The 20,114-nt window shown below is 60.1% G+C and carries 21 protein-coding genes and 1 riboswitch; of the genes, 17 read left to right on the top strand and 4 right to left on the bottom strand.

All coding sequences use genetic code 11. The features are described from left to right. Positions 1-2: 2 nt before the first annotated feature. Together ACN0Q0_RS02620 and ACN0Q0_RS02615 are read left to right on the top strand one after the other, a co-directional pair. Entirely contained in the window at positions 3-1,958 is a 1,956-nt protein-coding gene (locus ACN0Q0_RS02620) for a tripartite tricarboxylate transporter permease (protein WP_417241792.1), read from the top strand. A 6-nt stretch (positions 1,959-1,964) separates the two neighbouring features. Next, positions 1,965-3,884 carry a hypothetical protein gene (locus ACN0Q0_RS02615; protein ID WP_417241791.1) on the top strand — a complete coding sequence of 640 codons (1,920 nt, stop codon included), beginning with the start codon at positions 1,965-1,967 and terminating at the stop codon, positions 3,882-3,884. Between the two features lie 112 nt (positions 3,885-3,996). Here the strand turns inward: ACN0Q0_RS02615 and fabA are convergent, their stop codons facing one another. Next, a complete protein-coding gene (fabA, locus tag ACN0Q0_RS02610) occupies positions 3,997-4,506 on the bottom strand; it encodes a bifunctional 3-hydroxydecanoyl-ACP dehydratase/trans-2-decenoyl-ACP isomerase (protein ID WP_417241790.1) in 510 nt (169 codons plus the stop codon). Positions 4,507-4,692: 186 nt separating this feature from the next. Between fabA and irrA the strand changes: the two genes are divergently transcribed. The 3 genes from irrA to ACN0Q0_RS02595 are packed head-to-tail and all read left to right on the top strand — an operon-like array spanning position 4,693 to position 6,100. Further along, positions 4,693-5,124 (top strand): iron response transcriptional regulator IrrA, encoded by a 432-nt coding sequence (gene irrA / locus ACN0Q0_RS02605; protein ID WP_417241789.1) that lies wholly within the window; start codon positions 4,693-4,695, stop codon positions 5,122-5,124. 26 nt (positions 5,125-5,150) lie between these two features. Next, positions 5,151-5,477 (top strand): hypothetical protein, encoded by a 327-nt coding sequence (locus ACN0Q0_RS02600; protein WP_417241788.1) that lies wholly within the window; start codon positions 5,151-5,153, stop codon positions 5,475-5,477. Continuing rightward, a complete protein-coding gene (locus tag ACN0Q0_RS02595; RefSeq protein WP_417241787.1) occupies positions 5,474-6,100 on the top strand; it encodes a DNA-3-methyladenine glycosylase I in 627 nt (208 codons plus the stop codon). The genes ACN0Q0_RS02600 and ACN0Q0_RS02595 overlap by 4 nt, the downstream gene beginning before the upstream one ends. Here the strand turns inward: ACN0Q0_RS02595 and ACN0Q0_RS02590 are convergent. The 3 genes from ACN0Q0_RS02590 to ACN0Q0_RS02580 form a co-directional block, all read right to left on the bottom strand. After that, positions 6,097-6,594, bottom strand: a complete 498-nt coding sequence (locus tag ACN0Q0_RS02590) for a hypothetical protein (RefSeq protein WP_417241786.1) — start codon at positions 6,592-6,594, stop codon at positions 6,097-6,099. The genes ACN0Q0_RS02595 and ACN0Q0_RS02590 overlap by 4 nt on opposite strands. Before the next feature lie 106 nt (positions 6,595-6,700). After that, a complete protein-coding gene (locus tag ACN0Q0_RS02585; RefSeq protein WP_417241785.1) occupies positions 6,701-7,132 on the bottom strand; it encodes an FKBP-type peptidyl-prolyl cis-trans isomerase in 432 nt (143 codons plus the stop codon). Positions 7,133-7,326: 194 nt separating this feature from the next. Continuing rightward, the gene (locus ACN0Q0_RS02580) at positions 7,327-8,187 is read right to left on the bottom strand and encodes a glycosyltransferase family 2 protein (RefSeq protein ID WP_417241784.1); all 861 of its coding nucleotides are present in this window, start codon (positions 8,185-8,187) and stop codon (positions 7,327-7,329) included. A gap of 272 nt (positions 8,188-8,459) precedes the next feature. Here ACN0Q0_RS02580 and miaB point away from each other — a divergent pair, with 272 nt between their 5' ends. The 12 genes from miaB (at position 8,460) to ACN0Q0_RS02520 (ending at position 20,008) form a co-directional block, all read left to right on the top strand. Then, positions 8,460-9,797, top strand: coding sequence for a tRNA (N6-isopentenyl adenosine(37)-C2)-methylthiotransferase MiaB (gene miaB / locus ACN0Q0_RS02575; protein WP_417241783.1), 1,338 nt, complete (start codon positions 8,460-8,462; stop codon positions 9,795-9,797). A gap of 238 nt (positions 9,798-10,035) precedes the next feature. Next, the gene (locus ACN0Q0_RS02570) at positions 10,036-10,578 is read left to right on the top strand and encodes an OmpA family protein (protein ID WP_417241973.1); all 543 of its coding nucleotides are present in this window, start codon (positions 10,036-10,038) and stop codon (positions 10,576-10,578) included. 12 nt (positions 10,579-10,590) lie between these two features. Next, the gene (locus ACN0Q0_RS02565; protein ID WP_417241782.1) at positions 10,591-10,944 is read left to right on the top strand and encodes a hypothetical protein; all 354 of its coding nucleotides are present in this window, start codon (positions 10,591-10,593) and stop codon (positions 10,942-10,944) included. A gap of 196 nt (positions 10,945-11,140) precedes the next feature. Then, positions 11,141-12,151 (top strand): PhoH family protein, encoded by a 1,011-nt coding sequence (locus ACN0Q0_RS02560; RefSeq protein ID WP_417241781.1) that lies wholly within the window; start codon positions 11,141-11,143, stop codon positions 12,149-12,151. Positions 12,152-12,237: 86 nt separating this feature from the next. After that, on the top strand, positions 12,238-12,726 hold the full coding sequence (gene ybeY, locus ACN0Q0_RS02555; RefSeq protein WP_417241780.1) for an rRNA maturation RNase YbeY: 489 nt from the start codon (positions 12,238-12,240) through the stop codon (positions 12,724-12,726). 43 nt (positions 12,727-12,769) lie between these two features. After that, entirely contained in the window at positions 12,770-13,681 is a 912-nt protein-coding gene (locus ACN0Q0_RS02550; protein WP_417241779.1) for a transporter associated domain-containing protein, read from the top strand. Positions 13,682-13,688: 7 nt separating this feature from the next. Then, positions 13,689-15,176 carry an apolipoprotein N-acyltransferase gene (gene lnt, locus ACN0Q0_RS02545; RefSeq protein WP_417241778.1) on the top strand — a complete coding sequence of 496 codons (1,488 nt, stop codon included), beginning with the start codon at positions 13,689-13,691 and terminating at the stop codon, positions 15,174-15,176. Between the two features lie 36 nt (positions 15,177-15,212). Further along, a riboswitch (SAM-SAH riboswitch) is annotated at positions 15,213-15,260 on the top strand. A gap of 8 nt (positions 15,261-15,268) precedes the next feature. After that, positions 15,269-16,450 carry a methionine adenosyltransferase gene (metK, locus tag ACN0Q0_RS02540; RefSeq protein ID WP_417241777.1) on the top strand — a complete coding sequence of 394 codons (1,182 nt, stop codon included), beginning with the start codon at positions 15,269-15,271 and terminating at the stop codon, positions 16,448-16,450. A 173-nt stretch (positions 16,451-16,623) separates the two neighbouring features. Further along, complete coding sequence (gene trmB / locus ACN0Q0_RS02535) at positions 16,624-17,343, top strand: tRNA (guanosine(46)-N7)-methyltransferase TrmB (protein ID WP_417241776.1); 720 nt, start codon at positions 16,624-16,626, stop codon at positions 17,341-17,343. Positions 17,344-17,451: 108 nt separating this feature from the next. Further along, positions 17,452-18,804 (top strand): 3-phosphoshikimate 1-carboxyvinyltransferase, encoded by a 1,353-nt coding sequence (gene aroA / locus ACN0Q0_RS02530; protein WP_417241775.1) that lies wholly within the window; start codon positions 17,452-17,454, stop codon positions 18,802-18,804. After that, positions 18,801-19,397 (top strand): hypothetical protein, encoded by a 597-nt coding sequence (locus ACN0Q0_RS02525; RefSeq protein ID WP_417241774.1) that lies wholly within the window; start codon positions 18,801-18,803, stop codon positions 19,395-19,397. The genes aroA and ACN0Q0_RS02525 overlap by 4 nt, the downstream gene beginning before the upstream one ends. Next, positions 19,394-20,008, top strand: a complete 615-nt coding sequence (locus ACN0Q0_RS02520; RefSeq protein WP_417241773.1) for a (d)CMP kinase — start codon at positions 19,394-19,396, stop codon at positions 20,006-20,008. Before ACN0Q0_RS02525 ends, ACN0Q0_RS02520 begins: the two co-directional genes overlap by 4 nt. The last annotated feature ends 106 nt before the right edge of the window (positions 20,009-20,114 follow it).

Below are 20,114 nucleotides of genomic sequence, written 5' to 3'. Positions count from 1 at the left end.
TCATGGACTATGTGTTTCTCGCCCTCGCGGAAGTGGCCGACCCGTTCCGGATGGCAATGCTTTTCGCGGGGGTCGTGATCGGTCTTGTTGTCGGTGTTGTCCCGGGCATCGGCGGGGTGTTCGGACTGACGCTTTTGCTCCCTTTGAGTTATGCCCTTGATCCCTATAGCGCGTTTGCGTTGTTGTTGGGGGTGTCGGCCGTCACCACCACATCCGACACCATTCCCGCCGTTCTCATGGGGATTCCGGGGACGGTGGGGGCCGTGACCACGGTTCTGGACGGCCATCCGATGGCAAAGGCGGGGCAGGGCAATCGGGCGCTTGGGGCGGCGTTTGCGTCCTCCGTCATTGGCGGGCTGTTCGGCGCGGGCGTTCTGATTGCCTGCTTGCCGGTCCTGCACCCGCTGCTTTTGCTGCTGCACACGGCGGACTTTTTTGCGGTCAGTTGTGTCGGGCTTGTTCTGGTGGCCTCGGTATCGACGGCCAACCGGCTCAAGGGCTTTGTCGCACTGCTCATCGGCCTGTTGGCGTCCTTTGTGGGTCTTGATCCGGTGACGGCGACCGAACGCATGACCTTTGACACCCTGTATTTGTGGGACGGGTTTGCCACGGGGGCGGTGTTTCTGGGGCTGTTTGCCGTGCCGGAACTCATCGCCCTACTGGAGCGCGGCGGGTTGCCCAACGTGCCGGTGAAAACCTCGCGCTCGGAATTGCTCGGGGGGGCGGGTGAGGCACTCCGGCATTGGCGGGTCATCGTGAGGTCGAGCGCGATCGGCGCGGTGATCGGCGCGGTTCCGGGGGTTGGCGTGACGGTTATCGACTGGATTGTCTACCGGTTGGAAGAGGGGTGGGGACGGCGTGCGGGCGAGCCCCGTTTCGGCGAGGGCAATATCCGCGGTGTGATCGCGCCCGAAAGTGCGAACAATGCCAAGGAGGGTGGTTATCTGATCCCCACACTTGCGATGGGGGTCCCCGGATCGGCAACAATGGCGATTTTGCTCGGCGCGTTTATGATCCACGGCCTGACCCCGGGTCCCGATATGTTGGGGGTCAACCTGCCGGTTACGATCTCATTTGTGTTCTATATCGCAATCGCCAATATCCTCGGTGCGGCATTGTGTTTTGCCTTTGTGCCGCAACTGTCCGTTATCGCACGTATTTCCGCGCCGACATTGGTGTCGGTTTTACTGGCCGTCGTCACGCTTGCCGCGTTCCAGTCCCGCAACGACCTTGGTGATTTTGTGGTCTTTGTCGGGGCCGCTTTGTTGGGGAATGTGATGCGGCTGAACGGTTGGCCGCGCCTTGTGTTGGCGCTCGGGTTCGTGTTGGGCGGTGTGGTCGAGCGGTATTTTTTCCTTGCGTGGCAAGCGGAAGGTCCGGCCATCATGTTGCGACCGAGCGTTATCGTGACGGTGGTTTTGTCACTGCTTTTGATCTCCGGCTTTGCCAGAACGCCCAAGCGTCAGGCGCCGCCGCCCCCGCCCACAACGGCACAGACGACACCGCGGGCAGGGTCTTCGGCGGCAGATGTCGTGATGTCCGTGTTCTTTTTGCTGTGCTCTGTCGGGGTTATCGCGAGCCTGCGGACCGCCCCGTTCGAGGCACGGATGTTTCCCGTCGGGGTGGCGGGCCTGTGCGGTGTGATCTCGCTTTACAGTGCTGTGGTGTGCCGGCCGCGGCGGCGAGGGTGCCGCGCAGGTGGGGCAAAGTTGCCTGATCCCGTGCAATCCGCGCACTGGTCGCTACGCGTCTTTGCCTGTGTGGGGATGACGATCGGACTGGTGTATTTGGTTGGCCCGTTCACAGGTGTGTTCGTTGGCGTTTTCCTGTCCGGAATTGTGATGGATGGACGCGCCAGTGTGTCCGTTCTGCGCGCGGGGATCGCGACCGCATTGATTTATGTGCTGTTCCAATACATCGCCCACACGTTATGGCCCACCCCCCTGTTTTATAGGTGAGACGAGATGACAACGAGTCCTGATCCCCGCATGCCAAACGCGACAGGGCGCAACTCCGGCGCCCCTGCGCCCGCTGCGCCGTCTGCCAAAATCGTGTTTGCCGCCGGTTTGGCCGCATTCCGAAAGAGCGGAGTGGAGGGGGCTCTGGCCTATTTCGACGCGCTCGATCCCGTTGCACTGAAACGGTTCGCGGCCGTGCCTCCCGCTTACAAACTGGCCCTTCTGGCCCGGTTCGCGCTCGCTCAATGCCCCGAAACGGCATTGGTTCTTGCGAACAATGCCATCGAGCGGGACGTGACCTGTGTCGATGGTTGGTTGAGCGCAGGTGTGGCGCAACACCGGCTCGGCCTTGTCGAGGGGGCGACCAACGCCCTCAAGATTGTCGGCCAATCGCCAACCGCCAAGGCACAGCAAAAAGTCGAGGCGGGCTATCTCCTTGCGCAGCTTGGCGATCACGACCTCGGGTGGTCCGTGGCTTATCCTGCGTTTGTGGCGCTCGGGCGTCCGCTCGCGCAGGCGCCCTTGATCTTGTATATCGCGCAGCAGGTTGCCGAATGGCCGGTGTGTGACGAGATCACGCAACAGTTGTCACACGCCTATGCGCAGGGGCGGTTTGACGAGGCCGGCGAAACGCCGCGCACCCATCTGAACTGGTGTGCAAACGAGGCGTGGAATGCAAAAGTCATCGCGGCCCACGGGCGCCGGAAAACACCCGGTCACGGCGGAGCACCCTGTGCCACGACACCCGCCCCCTTGGCAGGGCGCAGGTTGCGTGTCGCCTATATGTCCGCCGATTTCCGCGAACACCCCATGTCGCGGTGGGTCAAGGGACTGTTTCGCCACCATGATCGCGCACAGGTCGAGTTGTTTTTGTATTGCACGGGCGTGGATGACGGATCCCGGCTCAGGCGGGAAGTTTTGAGCACGACGGAGCATCGCTACAGTTTGGCCAATCTGACGGATGCGGATGCGGCACGGCTGATCAAGTCACACCGGATTGACGTGCTGATTGATCTGACGGGGGCCACGCGCGGGTCGAGGTTGAACATTTTGAGCTACCGCCCCGCGCCCGTGCAAATCCATTACATCGGATTGCCCGGAACATCGGGATCGCCCTATGTCGATTATGTGGTGGCGGATGACTATCTGGTGCCGCAGTCCTCGAACCCGATCTATCCCGAAAAACTGATCCGTCTAAGCCAGACGTATCAGGTCAATGACTATGCCGCGATCCTGCGACCCGCCGCCCCGACGCGTGCCTCACAACGGCTCCCCCCCGCTCCGTGTAAGGTGATGGGGATGTTCAACGGTCACGAGAAAATCAGTGCGCAGGTTTGGGACGTCTGGATGCAAATCATGCAAGAGGCGCCCGATGCGGTGTTGTGGATGTTGGACCCCGGTCCCGCGGTGCAGCAAAAACTGCGTACGCGGTGCGCCGACAGCGGTGTCGACGCCGCACGTTTGGTGTTTGCGCCGAAGGTGCCACAGGCCGGACATCTGGCGCGTTTGGCGCTATGTGATGTCATGCTTGATCCTTGGCCATACTGTGGCCACACGACAACGAGCGATGCCCTGTTCATGGGGGTTCCCGTGGTCACGCTTGAGGGGACAAATTTCGCAAGCAGGGTGAGCGGGAGCCTGTTGCGCAGTCTCGGTTTGTCCCGATTGATTGCCAAAACAATCCCCGAATATGTGGCGATGAATGTCGGGTTTTTGACAGGGTCAGACACTGTGGCCGGCGTCGAAACGCTGCTTGGCGATGGCGGGATGATGTCGGGCCTGTATGACACCGCAACAAAGGCGCAGGAGCTCGAAGCGGCATATCGTGCGGCATATGCGTGCGCCTGTCGGGGTGAGACACCGCAGCATATCGATGCGGCACGCGTGCGTTTGACAGACTTTTGCGGGTCGAAGGGGGAGGTGTAAGCAGGCGCGCGGGGCGGGGGAGGGCGGCAAGGGCCGCCGTCGTGCCAGAGCGCCATACAAAAACGGCGAAGCTTTCGCCTCGCCGTATTCCAGTGTGATCCGCAGGTTGCCCTTAGCTTTCGGACAACGCGACCTTCATATCCTTGACCATATAGATCACTTCGCCGTCGGCCTCGACGATGCCGTCCGCCACGCCCATGGTCAGGCGGCGGGTTTGCATCGCTTTGGTGAAGTCGATTTTGTAGGTCAGCATTTTGCGGTCAGGACGCACCATGCCGGTCAGTTTGACTTCGCCCACGCCAAGCGCATAGCCACGCCCCTGCCACCCGCGCCACCCGAGGTTGAACCCCGTGAGCTGCCACAGGCCGTCAAGGCCAAGACAGCCGGGCATGATCGGGTTGCCGGGGAAGTGGCAGTCAAAGAACCACAGGTCGGGCGTGATATCGAACTCGGCCACGATGTGACCCTTGCCGTGGGTGCCACCATCGGCGGATACCTCGGTGATGCGGTCCATCATCAACATGGGGGGGGCGGGGAGTTGGGCATTGCCCTCCCCGAACAGCTCGCCGCGGGCGCATTTCAAGAGGTCGTCTTTGTCAAAGCTCGTAGGGTAATCGGCCATTAGGCGTGCCTTTCTGTCGGTCTTTTTATAGGTCCTGTTCCATTTACCATTGCCTTTGGGGGCCGCGCAAGGGCGGGAGATCGGGGACGTGACCGGCCGCATTGCGGGTGGTCTTTGGGAAACTCATTGAAAAAGGGGGGCAAAAGCCTTTATATTGGTTGGCAATGTGACAGAACGCGAGCCAACATGACCCAAACGACTGACATTCAGATCCAGCGCGGCGAAGCGTGGCTGTCCACCGCCGATGTGCGACCGACACGTCAGCGTGTGGCCTTGGCGACCTTGTTGGTGGGGGATGGCCACGACAGTCATGTGACGGCCGAGAGCCTGTTTGCCGCCGTTTGCGAGGCCGGTGAAAAAGTGTCGCTTGCCACGGTGTATAACACGTTGCGGGCCTTTTGTGCGGCGGGCCTGATGCAAGAGGTCACCGTGGATGGAACGCGCTCGTATTTCGACACCAACATGACCGAGCACCCGCATTTCTTTTGGGAAAAATCGGGCGAGTTGACCGATGCCCCCGCCGATCAACTCGAAATTACCCGCCTGCCGGAGCCACCCGCAGGGATGGAGATTGCCTCTGTCGACGTGGTGATCCGTTTGCGCGCCAAATCCAGCTGACCCGCCTTTTTTTATATGTCGCGACCTTGGCAAGCTGTGGCTTGGCCGCACCGGCATGGGCGCAGGGGGCTGTTCCGCTGTTCTTTGTCGACGCACCGGGGGCGCAGACCTTTTCGATCTCCTTTACCGAGCGCCAGTTCAACGCAGATGAGGTCTGGTTTGTGACCGGCACCTGCCGCGATACGCCTGACCCCGCGCCTGTCTATGTCACTCCGTTGGAATTGGATGCGGAGCTCAAGGTCTTCTTGTCGCGCTACCGGTTCACCGCCGTGCGCAGCGTGTGCATCGTGAACCAAGAGGCCGCGCCGCCCGCGTTTTGGGCCGCTTATGAGAAAACGCAGGAGCAAAAGTGATGGATGTGTTTGTGGGCGAGGACGGGCAGACCCGTTGCGCATGGTGTGCGGCGCATCCCGAGTATGTGCGCTACCATGACGAGGAATGGGGCTATCCCGTCACCGATGATGTGCGGCTGTTCGAGAAAATCTGTCTCGAGGGGTTCCAGTCGGGGCTGTCGTGGTGGACCATTTTGCAAAAGCGCGAGAATTTCCGCGCTGCCTTTGCGGGGTTTGATATCCATAAAGTGGCGGCGTTTGATGAGGCTGATGTGGCGCGCCTGTTGAATGATGCGGGGATTGTGCGCCATCGGGGCAAGATCAATGCCGCGATCAACAATGCCGCCCGTGCAATCGAGGTGACGGCAGAGTTCGGATCACTTGCCGCATATTTCTGGTCGTTCGAACCCACCGCGGCACAGCAATTTGCGGAAAAGGGCGGTGAGTTTTTTGCCGCAACGACCGCGACGTCCATCCGTCTGTCCAAGGACCTCAAGAAACGCGGTTGGGCCTTCGTCGGGCCGACCACCTGTTATGCCTTTATGCAGGCGATGGGGATGGTCAATGATCACGCGGACACCTGTGTCAGCCATGCCAAATCCGAGCGCACCCGCGCCGGTCTGTCCCGCCCCGCACCCGCCTAGCGCGTCAGCAGACAGGCCAGGCCGCGCAACCAGACACGGATCGCGGCGGCGGTGCCATTGGCGTCGAACCGGTCAAGGCTGTCGCGCGTCCATTGGCTTTCCAGTGCGGCAAGCCACGCATCGCGTTCGGCGGCTTTGTCGGCGGGCAGGGGCAGGGCGCGTGCCGCCCCTAACAGTTGGCGCAGATCCTGAATGTCGCGCATGATGCGAAAGGCGTGCATCATCGGTCCGGTCAGCTTGGGGACATCGCGCCACGATTGACCGAATATGGCCGTCACGCGCTGTCCTGCGCCCAGACAGTCATAGGCAATGCAGCCCGCGTACCCGCGTGCCGCCAGATCGGCGTGGATGGTGCAGCGATGTTGATCGAGGTGCTTGCACCCCTCTCCGGCGTCTTTGTCATGGGCAAAGTACTCCCCCTTGTCAAAGGCGAAGGCGATACAGCACAGGGCGGCGCAATTGGTGCAATCCGGGGCGAAATCGTCGGAACTCATGGGAGGGTTGTCCCCTCCCGCGCCCTGTCTGTCAAAACAAAAGGCGGTCCGCATTGCTGCGCACCGCCTCTTTTGTCGGATTTTGTCGACTGTGTGTGGTCGGGGCTTAGGCCACGATCTCCACCAGTTCGATGTCAAAGGTCAGATCTTCGCCGGCCAGACGGTGGTTGGCGTCGAGGACAACTTCGTCGTCGGAGACGCTGACAACCGTCACGGGGACAACCTGTCCTTCGGGAGATTGCATTTGAAGTTGCAGGCCAACCTCAAGCGGAATTTCGGCGGGGATCTGTGCGCGGGGCACCGCTTGTTGTGCTTCGTCGTGGCGCGGGCCATAGGCCTCGAGGGCTTCGGCGACGATGGTTTTCTTTTCACCGACGGCCATGCCGGGCAGGTGTTTGTCCATCCCCGGGATGATCTGGCCGGAGCCGACTTCGAACTCGAGCGGGTCGCGCCCCTGCGAGCTATCGAAAACGGTGCCGTCTTTGAGGGTGCCAGTGTAGTGGATGCGAACCTTGTCGCCGGATTTAACTTCGCTCATATTGAATTCTTTCGTGCCGAGGTGGGTTTTGAGGGTGCCGTGTGCGACCCTCTACGATTGCGGCACAAGATAGGGACTGGGGCTGTGATGTAAAGGCGTGCGCGGGGAAAGGTTTTTCCGGTGCATAGCGACGTGGCGGGATGTGCGCCCTGCGCGTGCAGATGCATCCACGGCTTTGCCTCGACGGACGACCGTTAAAACCACTGCCCCGGTTCGATGAGGCCAAGCGACAAAAGCTGTTGGCTGTGCCATTTGAATTCGGTCGAATTGTGCCACATGAACGTATCGATATCAAAGGTCGACCCTGCGTTTGCCTTGAGCGCCTTGGCGGTGCGAAACGATCCGATCGCCGCCGTGATGTTGTTGTGCCACGGGCAGGCGTAGGTGTTGTATTCCTCGTCATTGAACAGGTGTGTTTCGGACAGCTCCAATCCCTTTTTCGCCTGAAAGAGTGACATGCGGTCGATGCGGCGGCGGCTTGGCTCTACGTGCTCTTCGTAACGCCAACGCAAGCCGCCAAAGAAATCGAGTTGCCGGTCTTTTGGCCCGTCCTTGCCATTGCGCCCCAACGCATAATAGCCCGAACGGTCAAGGTGGGCATCTTCCAACGAGACCGCGGTGGGGGTGTCCCACAGATTGCCCGCGTAGAGATCAATCACGTAGCTCAACATCGCGCCACGGCGTTCCTCGGTATGGAACGTCAACAGGTCGCCGATGGTGCGTGTCTCGCAAAACGGGAAAAACAGGTATTCGGCATTGTAGCAGTAATAGAACCAAATATCAGGGGCGGCTGCGATCAGTGTGTTGACGGCGCGGGTCAGCATATTCTCGGCGCGGGTGTTGTAGCGAATGCGCACGACTTTGGTCAAAATGCCCCTTGGAACGTCGATTTCATCGGGGGCAAACAGGATCACCGTTGCGAATCCCTGCGCAAGGTGATGGCGCAGGGTCGAGGCAACTTCGATCTCGTCCTCGGCAAAGATCAACGCGACAGGCCCCTTGGCAAGGCTGTCTTTGCTGTCTTTCAGGAATATCTCTAGGCTCTCGTACCGCATGGGGCTCCGACTCACATGGCGCTAAGTGTCCACGATTGCGGTAAAAAGGCCATGAAGAGGCGTGGATTGCAAGCAAACGGGACACAATCGGGCGGGGGACGCCAAACATGGGGCGAAATCGCCGCACCCGCGAGCCCCCACCGCGCGAGGCCGCGCAGAGGGGCGTGGCCGTCCCGGTACGCCGCACGGCAGGGGCAAAACCCGTTTGCCCCAAAACCACCCCTGCTATAGACAGGCGCCTTAATTCCCTCATTAGACGCGGACCCGAAACCATGGCCGAGACCAAAAAGCTTTTCATCAAAACCTACGGTTGCCAGATGAACGTTTACGACAGCGAGCGCATGGCCGAGAGCCTTGGCGGGTCGGGTTATACCGAGGTGTCGAGCCCCGAAGAGGCGGATATGATCCTGCTCAACACCTGCCACATCCGTGAAAAGGCTGCCGAGAAAGTCTATTCCGAACTGGGCCGCATGAAAGAGCTCAAACTCTCCAACCCGAACCTCAAAATCGGTGTCGCGGGCTGTGTGGCACAGGCCGAGGGCGAGGAGATCATGCGCCGCCAACCCGCGGTTGATCTGGTCGTGGGGCCGCAAAGCTATCACCGCCTTCCCGAGCTTGAAGCGAAAGCCCGCAATGGCGTCAAAGCCCTCGACACCGATTTCCCCGAGGAAGACAAGTTCGAGATGCTCAAGGCGCGCCCCAAAGCCAAACGGGCGCCCGCCGCGTTTTTGACGGTACAAGAGGGCTGTGACAAATTCTGTGCCTTTTGCGTTGTCCCCTATACGCGCGGTGCCGAGGCGTCCCGTCCTGTGGATCGCATTTTGCGCGAGGCCGAGGATCTGGTGGCGCGCGGCGTGCGCGAGATCACGTTGTTGGGGCAAAACGTCAACGCCTATCACGGTGCGGGCCTTGACGCCGATGGCGGTGGCGTGTGGGGTCTTGCGCGGCTCATCCATCGTCTGGCCGAGGTCGACGGGTTGGAGCGTATCCGTTTCACCACATCCCACCCCAACGACATGGAGGACGACCTGATCGCCGCCCATGGGGATTGTGAAAAACTGATGCCGTACCTGCACTTGCCTGTGCAATCGGGCTCTGACCGCATTCTGAAGGCGATGAATCGCAAGCACACCGCGCAGGACTATTTGCGCCTGTTGGAGCGTATTCGCGCCGCGCGTCCTGACATTGCGCTGTCCGGTGATTTCATTGTCGGCTTTCCCGGTGAAACCGATCAGGATTTCGAGGACACGATGACCCTCGTGCGCGAGGTCGGCTATGCCTCGGCCTATTCGTTCAAATACTCCGCCCGCCCCGGAACGCCCGCCGCCGAAAAAGGGGACAAGATGGTCGAGGCGCATGTGGCCGCCGAGCGGCTGCAACGGCTTCAGGAACTGATCACCACGCAACAACGCGCATTCCAGACCCAAATGGTGGGCCGCGAGGTCTCGGTGCTGTTCGAGCGTCAGGGGCGCGAAGCGGGCCAGATGGTTGGTAAATCCGAATATCTGCACGCCGTTCACGTCACCGGGACAGTCGCGATTGGCGAGATCAAGCGGGTTAGAATCGTAGAAAGCGTGACGAATTCACTGGGGGGCGTTCTGGTCCCTTGACCTCAAGTCAGCCTGAGGGGCCTCAAAAGTTGGGCGCACAAGCAACAATTGCCGCCAAATGGCGCAAAAGTTTCCCTGCGGGACACAATATGTAGTAAATGTTTCTTCACAAACCCACGAAGTTTGCTATCCTTCGCAAGTAAAGGGTGTTCTTGAGCGGGTGCGTGGTTTCGTGTCGGTCCCAAGGCACTGGCAACACTGAAATTGTGGGGGACAGCCAGCTGTGTTGAACCAAGTTATGAAAAAAGGCCTCGCCGCTGCCGCCATAGCGGCTCTTGCCGTTTCGGCAACCGCCGCGTCCGCGCAATCCCAACTGCAAACGGGCGAAATCTACGCGCCGACCATCTGGATCGATCCCGATGGATGCGAGCACTGGGTTATGGACGATGGCTTTGAGGGCTACATGGATCTCAAGGTGAACCGCCAGGGCCTTCCAACCTGTCACAAGGTTGAATCCTGCGCCGTGATGAATTCGGACCAATTGTTTGCCACCGACAAATACGCAATCACCGCAAGTGGCCAACAGCGTCTTCAGCAGTTCTTTTCGCAAGCGGGGGCAACGGCCTACATCATCATCGGTCACACCGATAGCCGCGCCTCTGACGAATACAACATGCGTCTGAGCTACAACCGCGCCAACGCGGTGGCTAAAATTGCGTCGCAAACAGGTGCGCGGATCGCCGATGTTCGCGGCTACGGCGAGCGTATGCCGATTGCCTCCAACGGCACATCGAGCGGCATGGCGCAAAACCGTCGCGTCGAAATCATCTGCGTGAAATAAGGAGCCGGACCAATGAAAAGCATTAAGACAGCAGCACTTCTGACCGGCTTACTTCTCGTCTCCGGTTGCGCCGAAGGTGTCATTGCCGGTTTGTCCGGCGAGGGCGGTCGCGGTAAGGTCAAAACCGACAAAACCCGCGACTATGGCCAAGGGGACGGTCCAAACGGGTCGCACCTGTCGAATCTCGTGGCCGGCATCTGGGTTGATCCGCAAGGCTGTGACCACTGGATTATCGATGACGGTGTCGAGGGCTACCTGTCCCAACGCGTCGACAAATACGGCAAGCCGATTTGCTCGGGCATCGCACAGCCAAACATGGCGGTCGGCCCCTATAAAGGCAGCCAGACGGTCTCCGATCCGCTCTAAGCGACGGACATCACAACGTTTCAAAGGCCTCCGCATCACGCGGGGGCCTTTTTGCTATGTGGGTTTTCGCGGCGTTTTCGTGTGGGCGCGGAGCGGTACATATGACGTTTTTGCAAAGTTGGTCCGTCGGGCCTTGCGTTGCCCGCTGTCCCTTGGCACGATCATGGCGACATCCCTTTCGGAGACGGAGAACCATTTGGGCACGAGCGCTTTGACCCCCCCGAACACACAAGTTGGCGCCCATGAGACGCTGTTGGAATTCCATGACAACCGGTTGTTGATTGATCTGTGCGGTGCATTCGATCGCAACCTTGCCCAGATCGAACAGCAGCTAGAGGTTCAAATTGTGCGGCGGGGCAATATGTTGGTTGTGATGGGGGATCTCCCCGCACGAGAACAGGCCGTGGCCACGCTTCAGGAAATGTATGCCAAGCTCGAAGTGGGGCGCGAGATTGACGCCGGGGGCATCGACGGCATGATCCGTATGGGCGAGGGCGTTGTGCCGTCCGGACCGGCGGGGCATCAGATCGAAATGTTCAAAGGCGGACAGGTCGAGATCAAAACCCGCAAGAAAATGGTCGAGCCGCGCACAGCGGGGCAAAAGGCCTATGTTCAAAGTCTGTTTGATCACGAGATGGCATTTGGCATCGGTCCGGCGGGGACGGGTAAAACCTACCTCGCGGTGGCGGTGGGTGTGAACATGCTCATCAATGGCAAGGTCGATAAAATCATCCTGTCGCGTCCGGCGGTCGAGGCCGGCGAGCGGCTCGGGTTTTTGCCCGGTGATATGGGGGAAAAGGTCGACCCGTACATGCAGCCGCTTTATGACGCGCTCAATGATTTCATCCCGCCAAAACAACTTGCACGTATGCGCGAAGACAAAACGATCGAGATCGCACCGCTTGCGTTCATGCGCGGACGCACGTTGAGCCGCGCGTTTGTGGTGCTCGACGAGGCGCAAAACGCCACGACCATGCAGATGAAAATGTTCCTGACCCGGATGGGCGAGGGGTCGCGCATGGTGATCACGGGCGACCGCTCTCAGGTCGATTTGCCGCGTGGTCAAACATCGGGTCTGCGCGATGCCGAGCGTATTCTCGCGGGGGTCAAAAAGATCTCGTTCAACTATTTCACCTCCAAAGATGTGGTGCGTCACCCGCTTGTCGCGGCGATCATCGAGGCCTATGAGGCCGACCAGGAGACCTGAGGCCGGCGTCGAAATCGCACTGGGAACTTGGTGCGATCGAGTATAAAGCCGTTCCAAATGGCCTGTAATGAGAGTGACACCACAGCGTGACAGTTGACGTATTGATTGAAGACGCCCGTTGGGACGCCGTCGGGATCGAAGCTCTGGCGCATGCCGCCGAGCACGCGACCCTCACCCGTCTTGGCCTCGACCCCGAGGTCTGCGAAGGCTCGGTTCTGGCCTGTGATGACGCAAAGATCAAAGAGTTGAATGCGCAGTTCCGCGAAAAGGACAAGGCGACGAATGTGTTGTCATGGCCCGCCGCCGAACGCGCCACGCCAAATGCGCGCCCGCCGCGCCCCGAACCCGACTTTGACGGGACCGTGGAGCTTGGTGATATCGCGATTTCCTTTGACACATGCGCGCGTGAGGCAGAGGAGACAGGCACGCCGTTTGCCCATCACGTTACGCATCTGATCGTTCATGGCCTGTTACATGTGTTGGGATATGATCACATCACGGACGCAGATGCGGATATAATGGAAACGACCGAGACAGAGATACTTGAATCTTTAGGGGTTCCGGACCCATATTAGGGGCCAGCCCGCGTCATTGGGCAAGATATGTTGGAAAGGGAATATGGGCGACACAGAGCCTGGGTCTTCTACGGCAGCGCAGAGCGCGCCAACGGAACAACCACACAGTTACACAGAGCCGCAAAAAGGGTCGGGACTTTTCACCCGTATTTTTTCCGGTTTTTCTTCCACTTCCTCTGACGAGACAGAGCTATCGGTGCCGGACACCGCCCCCGCCGAGGCGGAGCGCGCCCGTTTGGGTATGCTCAACCTGCGTCATATGCGGGTGGACGATGTTATGGTGCCAAAGGCCGACATCGTTGCCGTCCCCGCCGACATCAAAAAGGACGACTTGGTGGCCAAGTTCCGCGAAAGCGGCAACACGCGCCTGCCTGTCTTTAAGGGGACGCTTGATACCCCTATCGGCCTTGTCCACCTCAAGGATTTCGCGCTTATTCACGGCTTTAGCAATAATGGCGGGCGCTTTAACCTGTCCAAAATGATCCGTCCGTTGCTGTTTGCGCCGCCCTCCATGCCGATCGGCGTGTTGTTGCAAAAGATGCAAAGCGACCGTCGTCATATGGCCTTGGTCATTGACGAATACGGTGGTGTGGACGGTTTGGTCACGCTTGAGGATCTGGTGGAACAGGTCATTGGCGAGATCGAGGACGAACATGACATCGAAGAGGACGTGTTCTGGACCCAGACGGGACCGGGCGCGTTCATCGCGCAGGCAAAAGCCCCGCTCGACGAGTTCGAGCAAGCGGCGGGCATGAGCTTTACCGACGAGGTCGACGACGAGGAAATCGACACAATCGGTGGCTTGGTCTTTTTGCTATCGGGGCGCGTGCCTGCGCGTGGCGAAATGATCCCCCACCCCTCGGGGGCCGAGTTCGAGATTATGGATGCCGATCCGCGCCGCATCAAACGTGTGCGCGTGCGCTTGCCACAAGCGGCGCAATCTGGCGACGCCTAGACGCATCGTGTCGCGTTTGCCCCGCCTTTTGTCCCACCCGTTGTCCGCCATTGGCGCAGGCGGCGTGGCGGCATTGGGGCAGGCCCCGTTCGGTCTTTGGCCGCTCTCGCTTTTGGCGTTCGCGGGTGCCATCGCGGTCTGGCAGCATAGCCCGACACCGCGCCGCGCCGCGTTTCGCGGATGGGCCTTTGGCCTTGGCTATTTCGGTGTGGCGCTCTCGTGGTTGGTGAACCCGTTTCTGGTCGAGCCATCGGGGACCGCGTGGATGATCCCCTTTGCGCTGTTTTTCATGTGTGGCGGATTGGCGCTTTTATGGGGCGCTGCGTTCTATGTGGCCAAACGGTTTGGCATCGGGGTACTGGGCCTTGTCGGCCTATGGGCCTTGGTCGAGTTGGGGCGCGGCTACCTGTTTACGGGGTTCCCGTGGGGGCTTGCGGCGTACATCTGGCTCGACACCCCGCCTGCGCATCTGGCCGCATGGGTCGGCCCCTACGGATTGACGGCGCTTACGCTGTTGGCTGCGGCCCTGCTCGCCCGTGCCGCGCTTTCGCGAACACTGGCCGCACGGCTCACGGCCATTGCGGGCCTGTCGGTGCTGTTTGGCGCCGGCGCATGGATCGAGAGCCGCCCTTTGGTGGCTGACAGCATGGCGATGGTGCGCGTGGTGCAGCCCAACGCGCCGCAAGCGCTCAAATGGGATCCACGTTATATCCCGATCTTTTTCGACCGTGCGTTGGACATGTCCGACCCCGAGGGGGCGGATCTGGTGATCTGGCCCGAAACGGCAGTGGCGCCGGTTCTTGACGGGGCAGGGGAGGAATTGCGCGCCCTCAACGCGCGGGTCGCCCCCGCCCGTGCCATCACCGGCATACGCCGCGTGTCGGGCTATCGCGGATATAATTCGGCGGTGGTGATCGACGGACAAGGCGAGGTTGCCCAAGTCTATGACAAGCACCACCTCGTGCCGTTCGGTGAATATATTCCCTTTCCGCGCCTCCTCTCGGCGCTCGGGTTCTCGACATTCACGGCGGGCGAGGGTTACGGTTTTTCAGCGGGAGAGGGGCCAACGCTGATGGATTTTGGCCCGCTTGGCATGGCGCTTCCGCTGATTTGCTACGAGGCGATTTTTCCGCGGGACCTGCGCGGTACGGCGCGCCCCGACTGGTTGCTCCATATGACCAATGATGCGTGGTTCGGCACGTTCTCCGGCCCGCAACAAAGCCTCGCACAGTCGCGGTTTCGCGCCATCGAGACGGGATTGCCGATGGTGCGCGCGGCCAATACGGGGATTTCGGCGGTGATTGACGCGCACGGTGACATCCGCCGTTCCATTCCGTTGGGACAGGCCGGTGCCTTTACCGCCGCTCTGCCTGTGGCGCTTGCGCCAACACCTTATACGCGCACAAAAGAATGGCCCTCTTTACTATTGATTGTGATGTTAATGCTACTAGGTGCGGTGAAGCGCTGGGGCGGTAGGGATCGGGAAACCGATTGACGCGGTGTCGACGCAGCTATATCGCATTTTAAATATCGGCTCTCACAACGGCTTCCTGACGTGAGGGCGACAACCATTGGAGCACGTTCCCTATGTCTCGCAAAGACTACATTTTCACTTCGGAATCCGTTTCCGAGGGCCATCCCGACAAAGTTTGTGACCGCATTTCCGACGCCGTACTCGACGCGTTCCTGACCGAGGAACCCGAGGCCCGCGTGGCCGCCGAAACCTTTGCCACCACCAATCGCGTCGTCATTGGCGGCGAGGTGGGGCTGAGCGACAAAGGCAAGCTGACCGAATATATGGGCAATATCGATGCCATCGTGCGCGAGTGTGTCCGTGACATCGGCTACGAGCAGGATAAATTCCACTGGAAGACGCTCAAGGTCACCAACCTGTTGCACGAACAATCCGCTCATATCGCGCAGGGCGTCGATGCGAGCGGTGACAAGGACGAGGGCGCGGGCGATCAGGGGATCATGTTCGGCTATGCCACCAATGAGACCGAGGCATTGATGCCTGCGCCGGTTCAATATGCCCATGCGATTTTGCGCCGCTTGGCCGAGGTGCGTAAAAACGGCACCGAGCCACGCCTTGGCCCTGATGCGAAGTCGCAGCTGTCGGTGAAATACGTCGATGGTGTGCCGGTTGGTATCTCGTCTCTTGTTCTTTCCACTCAGCACCTTGATGAGAGCATGACAAGCGCGGATGTCCGCGATCTGGTCGCGCCCTACATCACCGAAGTGCTCCCCGACGGGTGGCTCACCGACGAGACGGTGTGGCACGTCAATCCCACGGGTAAATTCGTCATTGGCGGCCCCGACGGTGACGCTGGCCTCACAGGGCGCAAGATCATCGTGGATACCTATGGTGGTGCGGCCCCGCATGGCGGCGGCGCGTTTTCGGGCAAGGATCCGACCAAGGTGGACCGCTCTGCGGCCTATGCGGCGCGGTATCTGGCCAAAAACGTGGTGGCAGCGGGACTGGCGGATAAATGCACCATCCAGTTGAGCTATGCGATTGGTGTCTCCGCGCCCTTGTCGATCTATGCCGACCTGCATGGGACGGGTGATATTGCCCCCGCCCTGATCGAGGCTGCGATCCCCAAAGTGATGGACCTCACGCCGCGCGGCATTCGTACCCATCTCGATCTGAACAAGCCGATCTACCAACGCACCGCCGCCTATGGTCACTTCGGGCGAGCACCCGAGGCGGATGGCGGGTTCTCATGGGAGCGCACGGATCTGGTCGATGCGCTGACAAAGGCCGTCTAACCGAGGGCTTGCCCATCAGACGTGGATTTGCGAAAAGCCCCGCTAATTAACGCGCCTCACCGCGGTGTCGATCACGATGCAGCGTGAGGCGCGATCCATGATTTGATCTGTCGGGACCGTGCAATCACGCGCAAATCCCCCAATAGATCGCGGCGCTTGAGCGGGGCTTTTCGATGTCTGACGAAACCAAACATAAATCCGGATCTCCGTGGCGCAATTTCTACGGGCGCATCCACGGCAAGACGCTCAACAAGGCGCAAAAGGACTACCTCAACGAGGACCTGCCGCGTGTGTCCCCGGGTCCTGTGTCATGGGAAGAGAACCCCGACCGGATCCAGCTTGACATGGAAAAGCGGTTTCACGGCAAACCGGTCTGGTTAGAGGTCGGGTTTGGTGGCGGCGAGCATTTGGTGCATATGGCACAGCTCTATCCCGATGTCGAAATCATCGGATGCGAGCCTTACGTGAACGGTGTGGCGATGTGTCTGAGCCGGATGCGCCGCGAGGGCGGGGTTGAAAATATCGCCATCCATGCGGGCGATGCTCGTGACCTGTTTGATGTGCTGCCCGATGGCTCGATTGAAAAAGCGTTCCTCAACTATCCCGATCCGTGGCCCAAGGCGCGCCATCATCGCCGCCGTTTCGTGACGCCTGAACACCTCGCTCCGTTGCACCGTGTGTTGAAAACAGGCTCGGAGTTCCGCGTGGCCACCGACATTCCCGATTATGTGCGCCAAACCATGGAAGAGGTGCCGCAGGCAGGGTTCGAATTTCTGGGCGATCACCCGGAGGATTGGAACACCGCGCCGCATGACTGGATTTCGACCCGTTATGAGAAAAAGGCCCTGCGCGAGGGCCGCACGCCGCACTATATGAGCTTTCGGCGCAGCTGACTTGCGCCGCTTTGGCGGGCCGTATGAGAAATGCGTGTCCGCCCAAGTCGCGGATGGACCCCCCTGTTCGGTTGCGCTATCAGTTTGGCGACAAAACGAGGAGTTCCCATGTCCGCTCACGGCAATCCCATCCCGATGATCTCTCGCAAATGTGGCCCCCTGAAAGGGACGGCCGCGGTGCCTGGTGACAAATCCATCTCACACCGTGCGTTGATTTTTGGCGCATTGGCGGTTGGCGAGACAAAGATCACGGGGCTGTTGGAGGGCGAGGACGTGTTGGACACGGGCAAAGCCATGCAGGCGTTGGGTGCGGATGTGATCCGCCACGGCGAGGGCGCATGGTCGGTTCATGGCGTCGGCGTCGGCGGGTTCTCCGAGCCTGAACAGGTGATCGATTGCGGCAATTCCGGCACGGGTGTGCGGCTCATTATGGGGCTTGTGAGCACCTATGATTTTGCCACGACTTTTACCGGCGACGGCTCCTTGCGCAAACGTCCTATGGCGCGGATCACCGATCCTTTGGCTCTGTTCGGGGCTAAATCCTATGGTCGCTCTGGCGGGCGTTTGCCGCTGACGATTGTCGGGACATCCTCGCCGGTTCCTGTGACCTACGAAACCCCGATGCCTTCGGCGCAGGTGAAAACCGCCGTGCTGTTCGCGGGCCTCAACACCCCCGGTGAAACCGTGGTGATCGAGAAAGAGGCCACCCGCGATCACACCGAGCGGATGCTCAAAGGGTTCGGCGCCGATATTACGACCGAGACGACACCGGAGGGCTACAACAAGATCACGCTCAAGGGGCAGCCGGAGCTGCAACCACAAGTGGTCGCCGTGCCGCGTGATCCCTCGTCGGCGGCCTTTCCCGTCTGTGCCGCGCTGATCGTCGAAGGATCAAACATTCTCGTCCCCGGGGTAAGCCAGAACACCACGCGCAATGGCATCTACACCACGCTTGTGGAAATGGGGGCCGACATCACGTTCGAGAACCCGCGCACCGAGGGCGGTGAACCCGTGGCCGATTTGCGTGTAAAATATTCCAAACTCAAAGGCGTCGAGGTTCCACCCGAGCGCGCGGCGTCGATGATCGACGAATATCCCGTGTTGTCCGTTGTTGCGGCCTTTGCCGAGGGCACGACCACCATGCGCGGCGTCAAAGAGTTGCGCGTGAAAGAAAGCGACCGTATCGACGCGATGGCGCGGGGCCTTGAGGCCTGCGGTGTCGAGATCGAAGAGGACGAGGACACGTTCATCGTCCACGGGCGCGGACCGAAGGGTGTCAAAGGCGGGGCCACCTGTGCCACGCATATCGACCACCGCATTGCGATGGCGTTTCTCGTCTGCGGTATGGCCAGTCAAGAGCCCGTATCGATTGACGATGGCTCCCCCATTGCGACGTCCTTTCCCGTTTTCGAAAGCCTGATGACGGGTCTGGGCGCACAGGTCGACCGCACTCCCGCATGACGCGCCCGCGGCGATATCGGGCGGCGGTGATCTTTGGCTTGATCGCCTTTGTGGCCTTTGTCGTCGAGGCCGTGATTTTGCAGGCCTATGTGCGTCCTGCTGTGATGATCTATGAACCGGTTCCGACCTTGACCGATGTCGGGCAGGGTGCGGTGTTGATGCTTGTGCCCGAGATCGTGATGCCGCAATCCGCGCTTGCGCCCTACACGCGGGGCGACCTGTTAAATCTGCAAGCAGCGCTCATGATGTCCGGCCTGACCGACCTGTACCGGCTTTGCCTGATGTATTTTGATTCCGTGTTTTTGCTCGGATTTCTTGGTGCGGTGTGGTGTGTCTCGCCCGCACGGCGGGCTGTGCGCGGTACAGCACTTATGTTTCTCCTTGCGGATTTCACCGAAAATGCTCTGATCTTAAAGGCTTTAGAGCAACCCGGGAGCGGTCTTTTGTACCCGCCACTTGGCGTTGCGAGGGAGCAGGTATTGGACGGGCTTATGGAGCCGAGCCCGATTTTTGCCGTCACTGTGGTAAAGTGGGGCTTGCTCTTGATCTGTCTCTTGGCCATGTTTGTCCTCCAAGTGAGGAAAAAAGCATGAGTTTTTGTGTCGCAATTGACGGACCTGCCGCCGCAGGAAAAGGCACGGTTTCCAAAGCTGTCGCCAGACATTTCGGATTTCCCCACCTTGATACGGGGCTGTTGTACCGTGCGACGGGGGCAAAGACCTTTGAGGGGCTGTCGCCTCTGGAGGCGGCGCAAAGTCTCACGACGGCGGATCTGGAGCGCGATGATTTGCGCTCGGGGGACGCCGGGCAAGCGGCAAGCCGTGTCGCGGCGATCCCTGACGTGCGCAGTGCCTTGGTTGATTTCCAACAGGCGTTTGCACGACGGATCGGTGGGGCGGTGTTGGATGGCCGCGACATCGGCACGGTGATTTGCCCCGATGCCGAGGTCAAACTCTACATCACCGCCTCCGATGAGGTTCGCGCACGCCGCCGCCACGCCGAATTGGTGGCAAAGGGCGAAAACGTGACCGAGGCGGAAGTCCTGGCCGATCTGCGTGAACGTGACGAGCGCGATAGCGCCCGTTCTGCGGCCCCCCTCAAGCCCGCCGAAGATGCCACGGTGATCGATACCTCGGGAATGTCGATCGACGAAGCCGTGGCCAAGGTCATCGCATTGGTTGAGGCGGCGCGAGCCGCATCGTGAAGGTGTGCGGTTTGTAACGCCACGTTTGTACGGTGCGTATTTGGTGCGTTAATGCGCTCTTGTTGTGCAGTAAAGATCTGAAGTCCATTAACATATTGAAAATATT

The sequence above is a fragment of the Celeribacter sp. genome, assembly GCF_048259695.1.
Classification (GTDB): domain Bacteria; phylum Pseudomonadota; class Alphaproteobacteria; order Rhodobacterales; family Rhodobacteraceae; genus Celeribacter.
Note: the sequence above shows the minus strand (reverse complement) of the source record. Positions and strands in the feature narration are given on the sequence as shown.